This is a genomic window from Microbacterium sp. Nx66, assembly GCF_904066215.1.
Taxonomy (GTDB): domain Bacteria; phylum Actinomycetota; class Actinomycetes; order Actinomycetales; family Microbacteriaceae; genus Microbacterium; species Microbacterium meiriae.
On sequence record NZ_LR880474.1, the window covers coordinates 3,329,633 to 3,345,263 of the forward strand.

General features: G+C 71.0%; 15 protein-coding genes. 8 read left to right on the top strand and 7 right to left on the bottom strand.

Translation table 11 applies throughout. The features are described from left to right. Positions 1-115: 115 nt before the first annotated feature. Complete coding sequence (locus MICNX66_RS16110) at positions 116-586, top strand: acyl-CoA thioesterase (RefSeq protein ID WP_081811533.1); 471 nt, start codon at positions 116-118, stop codon at positions 584-586. Between the two features lie 94 nt (positions 587-680). Here MICNX66_RS16110 and MICNX66_RS16115 read toward each other — a convergent pair whose 3' ends face one another. Together MICNX66_RS16115 and MICNX66_RS16120 are read right to left on the bottom strand one after the other, a co-directional pair. Continuing rightward, positions 681-2,087, bottom strand: a complete 1,407-nt coding sequence (locus tag MICNX66_RS16115) for a hypothetical protein (protein ID WP_187662711.1) — start codon at positions 2,085-2,087, stop codon at positions 681-683. 150 nt (positions 2,088-2,237) lie between these two features. After that, positions 2,238-3,476 carry a trans-sulfuration enzyme family protein gene (locus MICNX66_RS16120; RefSeq protein ID WP_187662712.1) on the bottom strand — a complete coding sequence of 413 codons (1,239 nt, stop codon included), beginning with the start codon at positions 3,474-3,476 and terminating at the stop codon, positions 2,238-2,240. A 112-nt stretch (positions 3,477-3,588) separates the two neighbouring features. Between MICNX66_RS16120 and MICNX66_RS16125 the strand changes: the two genes are divergently transcribed. Both MICNX66_RS16125 and MICNX66_RS16130 read left to right on the top strand, forming a co-directional pair. Beyond that, entirely contained in the window at positions 3,589-4,056 is a 468-nt protein-coding gene (locus tag MICNX66_RS16125) for an Lrp/AsnC family transcriptional regulator (protein ID WP_187662713.1), read from the top strand. 42 nt (positions 4,057-4,098) lie between these two features. Further along, positions 4,099-5,808, top strand: coding sequence for an AMP-binding protein (locus tag MICNX66_RS16130; protein ID WP_187662714.1), 1,710 nt, complete (start codon positions 4,099-4,101; stop codon positions 5,806-5,808). A gap of 3 nt (positions 5,809-5,811) precedes the next feature. On the opposite strand, the gene MICNX66_RS16135 is transcribed toward MICNX66_RS16130, so the two are convergent. Further along, positions 5,812-6,213 (bottom strand): hypothetical protein, encoded by a 402-nt coding sequence (locus tag MICNX66_RS16135; protein WP_187662715.1) that lies wholly within the window; start codon positions 6,211-6,213, stop codon positions 5,812-5,814. Positions 6,214-6,326: 113 nt separating this feature from the next. Beyond that, on the bottom strand, positions 6,327-7,799 hold the full coding sequence (locus MICNX66_RS16140) for an MATE family efflux transporter (RefSeq protein WP_187662716.1): 1,473 nt from the start codon (positions 7,797-7,799) through the stop codon (positions 6,327-6,329). 176 nt (positions 7,800-7,975) lie between these two features. Here MICNX66_RS16140 and cycA point away from each other — a divergent pair, with 176 nt between their 5' ends. Beyond that, entirely contained in the window at positions 7,976-9,439 is a 1,464-nt protein-coding gene (gene cycA / locus MICNX66_RS16145; RefSeq protein ID WP_232089126.1) for a D-serine/D-alanine/glycine transporter, read from the top strand. 4 nt (positions 9,440-9,443) lie between these two features. Here cycA and MICNX66_RS16150 read toward each other — a convergent pair whose 3' ends face one another. From MICNX66_RS16150 to MICNX66_RS16160, 3 genes are all read right to left on the bottom strand, one after another. Continuing rightward, positions 9,444-9,896, bottom strand: coding sequence for a DUF2871 domain-containing protein (locus MICNX66_RS16150; RefSeq protein ID WP_187662717.1), 453 nt, complete (start codon positions 9,894-9,896; stop codon positions 9,444-9,446). A 78-nt stretch (positions 9,897-9,974) separates the two neighbouring features. Next, positions 9,975-10,598, bottom strand: a complete 624-nt coding sequence (locus MICNX66_RS16155; RefSeq protein ID WP_025102775.1) for a response regulator — start codon at positions 10,596-10,598, stop codon at positions 9,975-9,977. Next, positions 10,595-11,839 (bottom strand): sensor histidine kinase, encoded by a 1,245-nt coding sequence (locus MICNX66_RS16160; RefSeq protein WP_187662718.1) that lies wholly within the window; start codon positions 11,837-11,839, stop codon positions 10,595-10,597. Before MICNX66_RS16160 ends, MICNX66_RS16155 begins: the two co-directional genes overlap by 4 nt. 133 nt (positions 11,840-11,972) lie before the next feature. Here MICNX66_RS16160 and MICNX66_RS16165 point away from each other — a divergent pair, with 133 nt between their 5' ends. The 4 genes from MICNX66_RS16165 to MICNX66_RS16180 all read left to right on the top strand — a co-directional run bounded on the left by MICNX66_RS16165 (position 11,973) and on the right by MICNX66_RS16180 (position 15,630). Next, positions 11,973-12,626: an IMPACT family protein gene (locus MICNX66_RS16165; RefSeq protein WP_187662719.1), complete on the top strand. Its 654-nt coding sequence runs from the start codon at positions 11,973-11,975 to the stop codon at positions 12,624-12,626. A 64-nt stretch (positions 12,627-12,690) separates the two neighbouring features. Next, positions 12,691-13,608, top strand: a complete 918-nt coding sequence (locus MICNX66_RS16170; RefSeq protein ID WP_187662720.1) for a J domain-containing protein — start codon at positions 12,691-12,693, stop codon at positions 13,606-13,608. Between the two features lie 68 nt (positions 13,609-13,676). Continuing rightward, positions 13,677-14,096, top strand: coding sequence for a Fur family transcriptional regulator (locus MICNX66_RS16175; RefSeq protein WP_187662721.1), 420 nt, complete (start codon positions 13,677-13,679; stop codon positions 14,094-14,096). Between the two features lie 64 nt (positions 14,097-14,160). Next, positions 14,161-15,630 (top strand): catalase, encoded by a 1,470-nt coding sequence (locus MICNX66_RS16180; RefSeq protein ID WP_136052327.1) that lies wholly within the window; start codon positions 14,161-14,163, stop codon positions 15,628-15,630. The last annotated feature ends 1 nt before the right edge of the window (position 15,631 follow it).

Consider the following 15,631-nt stretch of genomic DNA (forward strand, 5'->3'; position numbering starts at 1 on the left):
TCAGGACCGCGGGAGCGAATCCGCCCGGAGCAGATCCGCTGTGAGCGGCGGCGCGTGCATCCGTCCGAAAACCCGGCGTAACACCGCCGACGCACGAGCCGCCTAGCCTCGGGGCATGGCGAAACAGAAAGCACCGGCATGGCAGTCCGAGGACGGCCTGAACTTCCGCACCCGCAAGTGGGTGCGCCCGGAAGACCTCAACGCGAACGGCACGCTGTTCGGCGGGAGCCTGCTGAAGTGGATCGACGAGGAGGCGGCGATCTACGCGATCGTGCAGCTCGGCAACTACCGCGTCGTCACCCGGCACATCTCCGCCATCACGTTCGAGGCATCGGCGGTGCAGGGCGACCTCATCGAGATCGGGCTGCAGGCCACGCGCTTCGGTACGACGTCGCTCACGATGCGGGCCGTCGCGCGCAACATGATCACCCGCAAGCGCATCCTCACCATCGACGAGATCGTGTTCGTCAGCATCGGTGAGGACGGCCTGCCGACCCCGCACGGTTACGACGAGATCACCTACGATCGCGACCGCATGCCCACCGAGCGCATCGCCACCGGCACGATCCCCCTCCCGAAGCGCTGACCCGCGCTCGCCGACCCACCCCCTTGCGGTCGACCCACCCCCGAAAGTGCGTCACTTACGGGGGTGGGTCGCGCGGAAGGGGGTGGATCGACGATCAGCGGTGGGCGACGCGGTGGCCGATCCAGAACCCGATCGCGATCAGGCCGACGAGACCGATCCCGAGGATCCACGGGAGCAGAGAGGGCGCGGCGCCCGCCGTGGCCGTCGCGAGGGTGCCCGAACCGTCGGCGATACGTCCGTTGCCGGCCGCGAGGTCGGCGGCACCGGCGTCGAGCCTCGCGCCTCCGCTCGCAAGGGCCCCGGAGCCCTCGGCCACCGCGTCGGCGCCGGTGCGGAGTTCGCTCATCCCGGATCGGAGGTCACCGGCACCCGACTGCAGCGCGCCGACGCCCGTGGCCAGCGACCCGGCGCCGTCGTCGAGCCGCGCCGCGCCGGCGCTGAGCTCCGCGGTGCCGGAGTACAGCGACGACGCCCCGGTCGAGAGGGTCTGCAGCCCGGACGAGAGATCCGCCGCACCTGCCGCGAGCCGGGAGGTGCCGTCCTGCAGTGTCTGCGTTCCGGCGACCAGGGCGGGAGCGCCCTTCGGGGAGACCAGCACCACGGTCCCCGGCCACCCTTTCGAGGGGTCGCCGTTGATGAGCGCACCGACGCCCGCCGTGACGCGTGCGGAGCCGTCGGCGGCGCCGATGAGTCCCTGTGCGAGGCCCGGAGCAGCCGCGGCGGGGCCGGCCAGCGCGCCGACCTGCTTCTCGACACCGGCGGCGAGCGTCGCGAGCTGCTGGAGCTGCACATCGGCGGGATTCGCGGCGAGGAGACCTTGCAGACCGGCGGCGAGCGTCCGCGCATTGCCGGGAGCGCTCGTGGCGACGCCCGTCAGCAGCGTCTGCGTGTCCGGATGGGCGAGCTTCTGCACGTCGGCGCTCACTCCGGCGCGCAGCGTGGTGCTCAGAGTCGTCGCGCCCTCGAGCACGCCGTTCGCGTACCGGTGCGCGCCGTCGACGCCCGCGGCGAGCGTGGTCGCTCCCGCGACGAGCTCTCGGGCCCCGGCATCCGCCGCCGCCATCTTCGCCGCGAGCTCCTGCGACCCGGCGAGCGCCGTCTGCGCTCCGCCGCTCACTCGTCCTGCACCGTCGAGAGCGGTGGCGGCTCCCGCCGCGAGGGTTCCGGCGCCCTCGGCGAGCGTCGTGGCGCCCGCGGCGGCCGTCGTCGCCCCGTCGCTCAGCTTCTCGGAACCCTGCTGCGCCGTCGCCGTGCCTGCCGCGAGATCCTGCGTGCCCGCGGCCAGGTCGTCGGCTCCCGCGGCGAGGTCGGAGGCACCGGCGGCGAGGTCCGCGGATCCGCCCCGCGCGGTGGTCGTGCCGTCCGCGAGCTCCGCGGCCCCAGCGGAGACCTTGCTCATCGTGGCGAAGAACAGCAGCACCATCGCCGCCAGCAGAAGGCTGAGGACGATCACGGCGATGCGCATGCCGAGGCCGTGCGCGTGGGTCTTTTCACTCGTCATTGAGGACTCCCGAGGTCAGTGGCGTCGTTGCCACCCGCGACTGTAGGCCCGCCCTCTCCGCGACCCCCCGGTTTTGCCGTCAGGTACCAAGTCCCACCTCAGTCGAGACTCAGTTTCTTGTCGTCCTCACACAATCGCCGACCCGGCCCCTTATGTGCGAGCCACCCCCATATGTGACGCACTTTCCGGGGTGGGTGGCACGGAAAGGGGTGGGTCGGCGAGAGTGGCGAAGGCGTTCGCGAGGTCGGCGAGGAGATCATCGACGTTCTCGAGGCCGATGGACAGGCGAAGGACGTCGGCGGCGGGACGCGCCTCCGCGGGGACCGGGCGGTGCGTGAGCGCGGCAGGATGCTGGATGAGGGAGTCCACGCCGCCCAGTGACACCGCATGCGTGAAGAGGCGGGTCGCCCCGGCCACCGCCGCGGCCGCCGCATAACCGCCTCGCAGCCGCAGGGCGATCATCGCCCCCGGCCCGCGGAGCTGCCGTTCCAGGATGCCCCACGGATCCCCGTCGAGCCCCGGATAGAAGACCTCGGCGACCTCGGGTCGATCGACCAGCCACTGCACGATGCGACGAGCACTCTCCTGCTGGTGCCGCACGCGGACCGGCAGGGTCGTGAGACCGCGGTGCAGCAGGTACGCGCCGAGCGGGTGCAGGAGCCCCCCGGTCACCGCACGCACGCGACGCAGCGCCTCCGCGGTCCTCTCGTCACAGGCGACGACGCCGGCGATGACATCACCGTGGCCGCCGAGGTATTTGGTGGCGCTGTGCAACGACATCGCCGCGCCGTGGTCGATCGGGTTCTGCAGCACGGGGGTCGCGAACGTGTTGTCGACCACCACCGGCACGCTCCCGGCCTGCCGCACGATCTCGGCGATGTCCGCGACCTCGAGGGTCGGGTTCGCCGGCGTCTCCACGACGACGAGTCCGGTGTCGGCGCGCAGTGCGGCGGCGACCTCGTCGGGACGGCAGTACGTCGTCTCCACACCGAGCAGACCCGACCCCAGCAGGTGGTCGGTCCCTCCGTAGAGCGGACGCACCGCGACGACGTGCCGCGCCCCCGTGGCACCGGTGTGCGCGAGGATCACGGCGGTCATGGCCGCCATTCCGGAGCCGAAGGCGACGGCGGCTTCAGCGTGCTCCAGCTCGGCGAGGGCGTCCTCGAAGCGCGCGACCGTCGGGTTCCAGAGGCGGGCGTAGACCATGCTGCCGTCCTGCGGCGGACGACCCCCCGTGGCCATCGCCTCGTACGAGTCCCCGCCGCGCTCGACGTCCGGCAGCGGGTTGGTCGTGGAGAGGTCGATCGGCAGGGCGTGGACCCCGAGCGCCTCGAGGTCGGCTCGGCCGCTGTGGACGGCGACGGTGTCGGGATGCAGCGGTGCGGTCATCCCTCCACGGTGACCGAATCACGAGGTTCTCGCTGATCATCGACAGAACAGCTCGCCGAATCCGGGATTCTCGCTATTCTGTGCAACATCCGGTCGTACCGAGGAGGGCACGTTGGCGAAAGCGCAACTCGACGAGATCGACCTGGAGCTGCTCGCGGCCTTGAGCCGCGATGCGGCCGTGACCAACAAGGCTCTGGCTCATCGGCTCGGCCTCGCGGAGTCCACATGCGCACACCGCATCCGCGCGCTCCGAGACCGGGGAATGATCCGCGATACGCGCGTCCGCCTCGACGGGTCGGCTCTCGGCTACCCGCTGCAGGCGATCATCAAGGTCCGGCTCGCTCACCACACCGGCCCCAAGGTCACGGCACTCTTCGACGCGCTCGTCGCGATCCCCCGGGTGCTCCAGGTGTTCCATGTCGCCGGGGTGGACGACTTCCTGGTGCACGTGGCCGTGCAGGATGCGACCGCCCTGCGCGACATCGTGCTCGAGCACATCACCGTGCACCCCGTCGTCCGCGGCACCGAGACCCAGCTCGTGTTCGAGCTCCGCGACGGCACGGGTTTCCTCCCCCGCTGAACGAAGGGGCAGGATGGAGGGACGCCGTTGCAAAGGAGCACCATGAGCCGTCGTGCCACCCCCGCCACCGAAGCGATCCGCGGGATGAGGGACCTTCTCTTCACGCACGCCACGGACTACGACGCCGCGCGCCGCGAGTTCGCCTGGCCCGACCTGACCGCCTTCAACTTCGCGCTCGAGTGGTTCGACGTCATCGCCGGCGAGAACCCCGATCGTCCGGCCGTGCAGATCGTCGAGGCCGACCTCAGCCTCCGGTCCTGGACGTACGGGGAGCTCTCCGCGCGCTCCGATCAGGTGGCCGCCTGGCTCCGCAGCCTCGGCATCGGCCGCGGCGACCACGTGATCGTCATGCTCAACAACACGATCGAGCTGTGGGAGGTGATGCTCGCGATCACGAAGTTGGGCGCGGTGTCGATCCCGACCTCGACGCTGCTGTCGGCCTCCGACCTCGCGTACCGCATCGAGCACGGCCGCGCCGGCGCCGTCGTCACCCTCGGCGCCCTGGCCGACCGCCTCGAAGGGATCGACCCCGCGGTCCTGCGCATCGGCGTCGGCGCATCGCTGCCTGCGGACTGGAAGCGGTTCGCGGACGCCGCCGCGACCACGGAGGAGTTCGTCCCGGACGGCCCGACGCCCGCCGGCGACACGGCTCTGCTGTACTTCACGTCGGGCACGACGAACCGCCCGAAGCTCGTGCAGCACACCCACGTCTCGTACCCCGTCGGCCACCTCTCCACGATGTGGTGGCTCGGGGTGCGCCCGGACGACGTGCACCTCAACATCTCCTCCCCGGGGTGGGCCAAGCACGCCTGGTCGAGCTTCTACTCCCCCTTCCTGGCCGAGGCGACGGTGTTCGTGTACAACTACGACCGCTTCGACGCGAACACGCTCATGGAGGTCATGGACACCCACCACGTCTCGACCTTCTGCGCCCCGCCCACGGTCTGGCGCATGCTCATCCAGGCCGACCTCTCCCGGCTCGCGCACCCTCCGCGGGAGCTCGTCGGCGCCGGCGAGCCGCTGAACCCCGAGGTCATCGACCGGGTGCGCGAGGCGTGGGGCGGCACGATCCGCGACGGCTTCGGTCAGACCGAGATGACGGCCTGCATCGGCAACTCCCCTGGCCAGACGGTCAAGGTCGGGTCGATGGGCCGTCCGCTGCCCGGCTACCCGGTCGTGCTGCTCGACCCGTCGACGGGCGAGGTCGTGGAGGACGAGGGCGAGATCGCGCTCGACCTCGCGCAGCCGCCGCTCGGCCTCATGGCGGGGTACTACGACGACCCGGAGAAGACCGCGGAGTCGCGGGCCGGGGGCTTCCACCACACCGGGGACATCGCCGTGCGCGACGCCGACGGCTACCTGACCTACATCGGACGCTCCGACGACGTGTTCAAGGCCTCCGACTACAAGATCTCGCCGTTCGAGCTCGAGTCCGTGCTGCTGGAGCACGACCTCGTCGTCGAAGCGGCCGTCATCCCCAGCCCCGACCCGACGCGCCTCGCGGTGCCGAAGGCGTACGTGTGCCTGACACCGGACGCGGGCGCGGACGAGGCCGCCGCCGCGCGCGCCGTGTTCGGCTACGCGCACGCACGGCTGTCCTCGCACCTGTGGGTGCGGATCATCGAGTTCGTGCCCGAGCTTCCGAAGACCATCTCCGGGAAGATCCGCCGCGTCGAGCTGCGGGCACGCGAGAGCGCCCGCGTGGCCGCGGGCGACGAGGCGCGGCAGCACCGCGACCGCGACTACCGCTGAGCGCTAGGAGACGACGGCGACCGGCGCCGTGGGCGTCGCGGTCGAGCCGGTCTTGAGCGTGGCCGTCGTCGTGGTCGCCGGCGCCGGCTTCACGCGCGCGGCCCGGCGTCGCGACTCGAAGCCGCCCGCCGTGAGCATCGCGCGCACGATCCCGCCGATCACGAGCATGCCCCCGAGCGACGCGCCCGCCGCGATCAGCGGAAGCCACTGATTCGCGAAGCTCGCGGTGAAGCTCATCAGCGCGCACACGATCCACAGTCCGACCGCGCCTCCCGCGAGCCCCCCGGCTCCGCGGATGATCGCGATCGCGGCCACGATCGCGCAGACCGCGGCGAGCGCCGCACCCACGTATCCGATCGGTACCAGAATGGCGGCCAGATCTCTGGCCACTCCCAATGTCGTCATGACGACCCCCCGTCCGGCGGAACCCCTCCGCACCTTCGACATTAGAAGTGTCTCTCCGGAAGCCCATCCGTCTCAAGTCCGATCCGGGTCATCCTTCCGGTGGATATCGCGGATCAGCGCCGGACCGGCCACCGCAGCCGGCGCGGGCGCACGACGCGGACCGGGCGGGTGACGACCGCGTCGACCACCATCGAGCCGTCGGTGGGGCCGACGATCGCGATCGCGGAGGTCTCGGTGGCCTCGGTCGGGGCCACGGGCTGGGTCGCCAGCGCGCGATGCGCCTTGACGTAGGCCGGCACGAGGAGCACGATCGCGCCCACCCAGGCGAGCGGGTTGCTGAGGGCCACGCCGTCGAACCCGATCATCGCGCCGAGGACCACTGCGGCGACGACGCGCATCACGAGCTCGATCACGCCGGTGACGGTCGGCACCAGCGTGTGGCCGAGCCCCTGGAGTGCGCCGCGGAGCACGAAGAGCATGCCGAGCGCCCAGTAGCCGCAGCCGTTGATGATGAGCATGCGGTGCGCCATGACGACGACGTCGTCCGCACCGTCACCGACGAACAGCCGGACCATCGGCGCGCCGAACGCGATGAGCAGCCCGCCGAGGACGATCGCCGCGGCGACCGCCATCCAGGTGGCCTCTACCACGCCGCGCCGGATGCGGTCGGGGCGGCGGCCGCCGTGGTTCTGCGCCGCGTACATCGACACGGCGAGCCCGAGCGAGGAGAGCAGGGCGACCGCCAGGCTGTCCACGCGGGACGCCGTCGTGTAGGCCGCCACCGCGTCGGCGCCGAGGGTGTTGAGGGCGACCTGCACCGTGAGGGTCCCGATCGCGATGATCGAGGCCTGGAAGCCCATGGGCAGACCGAGGCGCAGGTGGTCGGCGATGTCCGTGCGGGAGATGCGCCAGTCCGAACGACGCAGGTGCAGCATGTGCAGCCGCCGGCGCACGAATTCCAGGCACAGGATCACCGAGACGGCCTGTGCGACGACGGTCGCGAGCGCGGCCCCGGCGACGCCCCACTCCAGCGGCCCGACCATGAGCACGACGAGGCCGACGTTGAGTGCGCAGGAGACCGTGAGGAACACCAGCGGGGTCTTCGAATCGCCGATGGCGCGGATGATGGCGGAGAGGTAGTTGAAGAACATCGTCGCGCCCGCGCCGAGGAAGCTGATCTGCGTGAACACCGTCGCCTCGGCCATGAGCTCGGGCGGCGTCTGCAGCAGCGTCAGGATCGGCCCCGCGATGAGCGGCGCGATCACCGTGAGGACCACGCTCGTGATGCCGCTGAGGAGCACACCCGTCGCGACCGAGCGGCGCACGGCGGCGTCGTCGCGCGCACCGAAGGCCTGGGCGATGGGGATCGCGAAACCGCTCGTCAGACCCCAGGCGAAGCCGAGGAGCAGGAAGAGCAGGCTGCCCGTCGCGCCGACGGCGGCGAGGGACTGGACGCCGAGGTGGCGTCCGACGACGATCGCGTCGGCGAACTGATAGAGCTGCTGCACGACGTTGCCGAGCAGGAGTGGGATCGAGAACGCGAGGATGACGCGCCACGGACGGCCCGTGGTGAGGGTGGTGGCCATGAAGGAAGGGGCTCGCAGGGAAGGAGGGATGGATCGGGGGTGCGCTCAGTTTATCGAATCGTTTCGGGCGAAGGGAACACACGAATGCCGAAATGCCGGTCCACGCCCGTCGATTTCGGCCTGGCACATCCCGGTGGTTACTCTGCATCAGTCGACGACGACCGGAGGAGAAGAGCGTGACGAAGCAAGACACGGGGACCATCCGCCAGGGGCAGACCGGAGCCGGAGGCGAGGAGCACCTGCGGCGCGCGCTCAGCAATCGGCACATCCAGCTGCTCGCGATCGGCGGGGCGATCGGCACGGGCCTGTTCATGGGCAGCGGCAAGACGATCTCGGTCGCCGGCCCCTCCGTGATCTTCGTCTACATGATCATCGGGTTCATGCTGTTCTTCGTCATGCGGGCGATGGGTGAGCTGCTGCTGTCGAACCTCAAGTACAAGTCGTTCAGCGACTTCGCGAGCGACCTCCTCGGCCCCTGGGCGGGCTTCTTCACCGGCTGGACGTACTGGTTCTGCTGGGTGGTCACGGGCGTGGCCGACGTGATCGCGATCGCCGGGTACACCGACGCCCTGATCCCCGGCGTCCCGCTGTGGATCCCGGGTCTCCTCGTGGTCGTGATCCTCCTGGCGCTCAACCTGCCCACCGTCGCCGCCTTCGGCGAGATGGAGTTCTGGTTCGCACTCATCAAGATCGTCGCGATCGTGGCGCTCATCGTCACCGGTCTCGTCATGATCCTCACCGGCTTCTCCCACGACGCCGGCACCGCGAGCTTCTCGAACCTGTGGGAGCACGGCGGCATGTTCCCGCACGGCTTCCTCGGATTCGTCGCCGGCTTCCAGATCGCGGTGTTCGCGTTCGTCGGGATCGAGCTCGTCGGCACCGCCGCCGCGGAGACCAAGGACCCGGAGCGCAACCTCCCGAAGGCCATCAACGCCATCCCGATCCGGGTCCTGCTGTTCTACGTGGGCGCGCTCATCATCCTCATGGCCGTCACGCCGTGGACCGAGTACGTCGCCGGTGAGAGCCCCTTCATCGCGATGTTCGCCCTCGCCGGACTCGGCATCGCCGCCACCGTCGTCAACCTCGTGGTGCTCACCTCGGCGATGTCCAGCGCGAACTCCGGCATCTACTCCACGTCGCGCATGGTGTTCGGCCTGGCGCAGGACGGCGACGCCCCCCGGTTCTTCGGCCGGCTCTCCAAGCGCCGCGTGCCGCAGAACGCGCTGTTCCTGTCCTGCATCCTGCTGCTGTCCGGCGTCGTGCTGCTCTACGCGGGCAAGGACATCGGCACGGCGTTCGAGATGGTCACCACCGTGTCGGCCGTGTGCTTCATGTTCGTGTGGACGATCTTCCTCTGCAGCTACCTCGTGTACCGGCGCCGGCGTCCGGAGAAGGCGGCGACCTCGGCGTTCAAGATGCCGGGCGGCGTGTTCATGGTGTTCGTCGTGCTCGCGTTCTTCCTGTTCATCCTCTGGGCGCTGACCACCCAGCCGGACACCCTGATCGCGCTGCTCGTGACGCCGATCTGGTTCGCGATCCTCATCGTGGCGTGGCTGTTCGTCCGGAAGTCGCCGCACCACCTGGAGCGTCACGCCGCGCACATCGCCTACCTGCGCGACGACACGATCCCGGCCGACTGAGGCGTCAGGCCACCGACTCGAGGGTCGCGGGCCCGGTGGCCGCGACCTTCGGCGCGAAGACACGAGGGCGGAGCGCGAGGAACAGCAGCACCATGCCGGCGGCGAGCAGCATGTGCCCGACGCCCGCGATGCCGGCGATCATCTTCGTGGAGTCCTGCCCGAGCACCGTGAGGCAGCCGTGCCAGACGAGCATCGCGGAGGTCAGCACGAGACCGGCGGTGTAGGTCCAGAAGAACCAGCCGAACAGGCGGCTCTCGGAGAGCGCGAATGCCTTCTCCAAGAGCATCACCACGAGGAAGACGACGAAGCCCAGCACGAGCAGATGCGTGTGCACGAGTCCGAGCTGCGTCGGCGCCCCCTCGGGGAAGCCGTTGATCTTGGTGAACTCGCGGTAGAAGAGTCCGGAGGCGACGCCCACCAGCATGGAGGCGAACGCGGCGGTGAAGAGCCTGCGCATGGGAGTCCTTTCTGTCTGCCTCCAGCCTCGCCGGGGAGCCGTCGCCGCGGATCCATCGAACGGTGGAGACCGCGGGCGTCAGAGCAGACCGGACTCCCTGGCGATCGCGACCGCCTTCGCGCGGCTGTCGGCCCCGAGCTTCTCGAAGACGTGCACGAGGTGGGTCTTCACCGTCGCCTCCGTGACGAACAGCGCCTTCGCGATCTCCCGGTTGGAGGCCCCGGTGTCGAGCAGCCGCAGCACGTCGAGCTCGCGCCCCGTGAGCTGCACCCGCGGGGCACGGAGGGCCCGCCCGACGCGCGCCGTGAGCTCCGGCGTCAGCGCCTGCCCGCCCGACGCGGCCTGTCGCACGGCACGGACGATGTCCTCCGGGTCGATGTCCTTGAGCAGATACCCCGCCGCCCCCGCCTCGATCGCGCCGAGGATCTGGGCGTCGCGGTCGAACGTGGTGAGGATGAGCACCGCCGGCGCCGGGTCGAGCGCCCGGAGCGCCGCCGTCGTCTGCACGCCGTCCATCCCCGCCCCCAGACGCAGATCGCAGAGCACGACGTCGGGACGCAGGTGCCGCGCGAGCACGACCGCCTCCTCCCCCGACGCCGCCTCGCCCACGACCTCGGCGTCGTCGCGGCGGTCGAACAGCGAACGCACGCCGGCCCGCACGATCGGGTGATCGTCGACGAGGAGGATGCGCACCGGGGTCACGACCGTCCTCCGAGCGGCAGGTGGGCGGAGAGCGCGGTGCCGTCGCCGGGGGCGCTCTCCACGTCGAGACCGCCGCCGAGCTCGCGCAGTCGGGCGCGCATCGCCCGCAGACCGTAGCCGCCGCCGGGCCCCGCCGACTCCAGCCGGGACGGATCGAAGCCGCGGCCGTCGTCGACCACGTCCAGCCGCACGGCGTCGCCGGCGTCCGCGAGGGTCACCACCACCCGGGTCGCGGCGGCATGGCTGCGCACGTTGGCGAGTGCGGACTGCGCCGTCCGCAGCAGGGCGACCTCGGCGTCGAGGCCGAGTGCGGGGAGTTCCTCGTCGGCGTGGAGGGTGGCCGCGATCCCGGTCTCGGCGGTCAGGCGCTCGAGCATCCGGGCGAGGGCGTCGCTCAACGCGGAACCGTCGAGCTCGGCGGGCATGAGGTCGTCCACGATGCGGCGGGCGTCGGCGAGCCCTTCCGCGGCGAGCGCCCCGATCTGCCCGAGCGCCTGCTCCCGACCGTCCTCGTGCTCGGCCGCCGACCGCGCCAGCAGGACGATGGACGACAGGCTCTGGGCGACCGTGTCGTGGATGTCGCGGGACACCCTGGTGCGCTCGGCGGCGGCGCCGGACTCACGCTGGGTCCGGGCGAGCTCGTCCTGGAGGGCCGCCATCTCCTGCTGCGTCGCGACGAGGGAGGCGATGAGCCGCCGCCGCTCGCGCCCGTCGCGGACCAGTTCCAGGTAGCCGCGGGAGATCCCGAGGGCGAAAATGCCGCCCACGAGCGGTCCGATGACGTTCGCGTAGGTGGTCGTCCCGGTGTGCAGCAGCGGCGCGACGATCACGACGGCGAGGACGAGGAGGCTCAGCGGTACGGCCCATCGCAGCCGCAACAGGAAGCCGGCGAGCAACCACAGCGAGAACGCGAGCCAGACGAATTCCGGCGACAGCGCCACCGCCCCCAGCCAGATGGCCGTGAGCCCCAGCAGCCAGCCGGCGGCGAGCGCGCGGTCGTCCGTGCGGGAGGAGAGCAGGAGTCCGCCGCCGTACCAGCCGAGGAAGGCGAGGGCGGTCGCGAGCAGCCACGGCACCGGGACCCCGTCGGCGAGGGAGCGCACGACGCCGACGACGGTGAGCACGACCGTGATGACGGCCTGCCCGATCCGGAGCGACGTGACCAGGCGCCCCCAGGAGCGCGTGCGTGCTCCCGTCCGCCCTCCGGGGAGGTCGGGCTCGGCGGTGTCTCCGGTCGGCATGCTGACATTCTCGTCCGCCGGGCCACAGTCCGCCTCCATCGTTCGGTCGAGCCGGTTCGAATCGCGCGATTGGCGGCATCCGGCCCGGATTTGGGACCAATCAGGCGATTCGAACGGAGGTATCGTGGGGCCGATGTCGACACCGCACCCGTTCCCGGCGACGATCGCGGCGGCCGTCGACCACGCGCTCGTCATCCGGAAGTCGCGCTTCCTCACGCACGTCGCGCCGGTGTCGACGGTGGCCGAGGCGGAGGCCGTCATCGCGACGATCCGGAAGCGCGCCTGGGACGCGAACCACAACTGCACCGCGATGGTGACCGGCCTGCACGCGGATCAGGCGCGGTCCTCGGATGACGGCGAGCCCTCCGGCACGGCCGGCGTCCCGATGCTCGAGGTCCTGCGGCGTCGCGGCCTCACGGATGTCGTGGCGGTGGTGACCCGGTACTTCGGCGGGGTGAAGCTCGGGGCGGGCGGCCTCATCCGCGCCTACTCCACCGCCGTGTCCGAGACGCTCGATCGTGCTTCACTCGTCCGTCGCGAGGCGCTCACCCAGGCGACCGTCGAGGTCCCGCACGCCGACGCCGGCCGCTACGACAACCTGCTCCGCGACTGGGCGGCGTCGCACGGGGCCACGCTCGGCACTCCGACCTACGGGGCCTCCGCGCACCTCGAGCTGTGGGTGCCCGCCGCCGCGCTGCCGCGTCTGACCGCCGACCTCGCCGCCGCGTCCGGGGGCGCCGTCGCCCCGGTGGCCGGGATCGAGCGGATCGTCGACGTCGCGGACTGAGGCTCCCGGCGGCCGCACACCGTCCGCCGGATATCCTGGACGCCGCGGTCGCGGAAGGAGAGCGATGTTCGACAGTCCGCTCTCGGCCTCGCCGTACGAGGTCCTCGGCGTGGATCCGGCCGTCGACGACGCCGAGCTCCGGCGGGCGTATCGGCTGCGGCTGCGGCAGACCCACCCCGACACCGGCGGCGACGCGGCCGTGTTCATCCAGGTCCAGCGCGCCTGGGAGCTCATCGGTACTGCGGAGGACCGTGCCGCGTACGACCGCCGCGCGGGCCTGACCGACGACGGCGGCGAGTGGAGCGGCTGGCGCCCCCAGACCGTGCGCACCGACACCCGGCCGCGCGCCCGCTCCTACGGACACCCCGGGGGCTGGCGGCGAGAGCGCTACCTCTCCCTCATCCGCGAGTGGGCGGGCCACGGGGTCGAGGTCCCCGATCCGTACGCCCCGGCTCTGGTCCGTGCGGCCCCGCGCGAACTCCGGCGGCTGCTCGCCGATGCGCTCGCGGAGGAGGCCACGGCCCGCACGGTCTCCGACCTCGGCATGGGCTTCACGGTCTGGCACGACGTCGCCGCCGGGCAGACCCCGGAGGACAAGCTCGACCACGTCGTGCTCAGTCCCTCCGGCCTCTACGGCATCATGTCCGAGGACTTCGGCGGGGTCGTGGGCTTCCGCCGCGGTGAGATCACCGGTCCGAGCCTCGGCACCCGCGCCCCGGTCACGGCGGCTCTCGCCCGGATGCGCGCGGTGGCGAAGGCCGCGAAGGTGAAGTTCGGCGGCGCGATCGTGGTGCTCCCCGACGACGACCTCGCCCAGGCCGTCACGCCGCTCGGCAGCAGTCGCGGCGTCCCGGTCGTGGTGGTCCGACGCAGCGCGCTGGCGATGGTGCTGCGGCAGGGCGTCCCCGGGGCGCGGGCCATCGGCGGCAACGAGCTGTTCGATGTCCGCACCCGTCTCCAGCAGACGGTCCGCTTCGTCTGAGTCCGCGACGCGCCCGGCATCCCGGCATGCTCTTTTGAATCACTCAAAACACGTGTAGAGTCGGAGGCATGGAGACGGAACTCGACTCGGCGTTGCGCGACGCCGGGCTGCGTGCGACTGCGGGCCGCGTCGCCGTCCTCGAGGCTCTCGGCTCCATGGCCCACACGGATGCGGAGCGGGTCTACCGCGCCGTGTCCGACGTGCTTCCGACCACGTCGATCCAGTCGGTGCACAACATCCTCGCGGACCTGACGACGGCGGGCCTCATCCGCCGGATCGAACCGGCAGGATCCGCGGCGCTGTACGAACGGCGCATCGACGACAACCACCACCACATCGTCTGCACCTCCTGCGGTGCGGTCGGCGATGTGGACTGCGTCGTCGGCGAGGCGCCGTGTCTCACCCCGTCCTCGACGGGGGGCTTCACCGTGCAGACAGCTGAAGTCACCTTCTGGGGCCTCTGCCCCAGCTGCCAGAACGCCGCGTAGGCGCATCCACCGATCCCCTCCCCGAGGGTCCGTTCGGCATGTCCGCGCGGAGAAGGAGAAGACCATGACCAACCCCACCGACGCGGGCCGTCCGGCCACGACGACGCAGGCCGGAGCGCCGATCGCGAGCGACACCCATTCGCTGACCGTGGGCCCCGACGGCCCCACCGCGCTGCACGACCACTACCTGGTCGAGAAGCTCGCCTCCTTCAACCGCGAGCGCGTGCCGGAGCGCAACCCGCACGCCAAGGGCGGCGGCGCGTTCGGCGAGTTCGTCGTCACCGAGGACGTCTCGAAGTACACCCGCGCGGCCGTGTTCCAGCCGGGCGCCACCTCGGAGACCCTCCTCCGCTTCTCCTCCGTCGCCGGTGAGCAGGGCTCCCCCGACACCTGGCGCGACGTGCGCGGGTTCTCGCTGCGCTTCTACACGACCGAGGGCAACCTCGACATCGTCGGCAACAACACCCCGACGTTCTTCCTCCGCGACGCCATCAAGTTCCCCGACTTCATCCACTCGCAGAAGCGCCTCGGCGACTCCGGCCTGCGCGACGCGGACATGCAGTGGGACTTCTGGACCCTCTCGCCGGAGAGCGCCCACCAGGTCACCTACCTCATGGGCGAGCGCGGCCTCCCCCGCAGCTGGCGTCACATGAACGGCTACGGCTCGCACACCTACTCCTGGATCAACGCCGAGGGCGAGGTGTTCTGGGTCAAGTACCACTTCATCTCCCACCAGGGCGTCGAGGCGATGAGCCCGGAGGAGGCCGAGCAGCTGGCCGGTTCCGATGCGGACCACTACCGTCGCGACCTGTTCCAGTCGATCGACGGCGGCGACTTCCCGAAGTGGGACCTGTACGTGCAGATCATGCCGTACGACGAGGCCAAGGACTACCGCTTCAACCCCTTCGACCTCACCAAGACGATCTCGAAGAAGGACTACCCGCGCATCAAGGTCGGCACGCTGACCCTGAACCGCAACCCGGAGAACTTCTTCGCGCAGATCGAGCAGGCCGGCTTCGCGCCGGGGAACCAGGTGCCCGGTACCGGCATCTCCCCCGACAAGATGCTCATGGGCCGGATGTTCGCCTATCCGGACGCCCAGCGGCACCGCATCGGCGCGAACTACAACCAGCTGCCGGTGAACCAGCCGCACGCCGCCGAGACCCGCAACTACCAGCACGAGGGCTCGATGCGGTACCAGTACAACGACGCCGCGCACCGCACCTACCAGCCGAACTCCTTCGGGACCCCCGGTGGCCCCGAGGCCGACCCGGCGAAGGGCATCGAGGTGAACTGGTCGGCGGACGGCGAGCTCACCCGCTCCGCCGCGACGCTGCACGCCGAGGACGACGACTTCGGTCAGGCCGGCACGCTGTACCGCGAGGTCTTCGACGGCCCGCAGCGCGCGCGCTTCCTGGAGGTGCTGACCGGTCAGGGCCGCTCGATCACGGTCGACGCCATCCGCGAGCGCTTCTTCCAGTACTGGACGAACGTCGACGCCGAGCTCGGCGCCGCTCTCCGCGACCGCGTCTGAC

Excerpts from the sequence above, each read along its gene's own strand:
- MICNX66_RS16110 (WP_081811533.1), top strand. The coding sequence starts at position 116 with ATGGCGAAACAGAAAGCACCGGCATGGCAGTCCGAGGACGGCCTGAAC.
- MICNX66_RS16115 (WP_187662711.1), bottom strand. The coding sequence starts at position 2,087 with ATGACGAGTGAAAAGACCCACGCGCACGGCCTCGGCATGCGCATCGCC.
- MICNX66_RS16120 (WP_187662712.1), bottom strand. The coding sequence starts at position 3,476 with ATGACCGCACCGCTGCATCCCGACACCGTCGCCGTCCACAGCGGCCGA.
- MICNX66_RS16130 (WP_187662714.1), top strand. The coding sequence starts at position 4,099 with ATGAGCCGTCGTGCCACCCCCGCCACCGAAGCGATCCGCGGGATGAGG.
- MICNX66_RS16135 (WP_187662715.1), bottom strand. The coding sequence starts at position 6,213 with ATGACGACATTGGGAGTGGCCAGAGATCTGGCCGCCATTCTGGTACCG.
- MICNX66_RS16140 (WP_187662716.1), bottom strand. The coding sequence starts at position 7,799 with ATGGCCACCACCCTCACCACGGGCCGTCCGTGGCGCGTCATCCTCGCG.
- MICNX66_RS16150 (WP_187662717.1), bottom strand. The coding sequence starts at position 9,896 with ATGCGCAGGCTCTTCACCGCCGCGTTCGCCTCCATGCTGGTGGGCGTC.
- MICNX66_RS16160 (WP_187662718.1), bottom strand. The coding sequence starts at position 11,839 with ATGCCGACCGGAGACACCGCCGAGCCCGACCTCCCCGGAGGGCGGACG.
- MICNX66_RS16165 (WP_187662719.1), top strand. The coding sequence starts at position 11,973 with ATGTCGACACCGCACCCGTTCCCGGCGACGATCGCGGCGGCCGTCGAC.
- MICNX66_RS16170 (WP_187662720.1), top strand. The coding sequence starts at position 12,691 with ATGTTCGACAGTCCGCTCTCGGCCTCGCCGTACGAGGTCCTCGGCGTG.
- MICNX66_RS16175 (WP_187662721.1), top strand. The coding sequence starts at position 13,677 with ATGGAGACGGAACTCGACTCGGCGTTGCGCGACGCCGGGCTGCGTGCG.
- MICNX66_RS16180 (WP_136052327.1), top strand. The coding sequence starts at position 14,161 with ATGACCAACCCCACCGACGCGGGCCGTCCGGCCACGACGACGCAGGCC.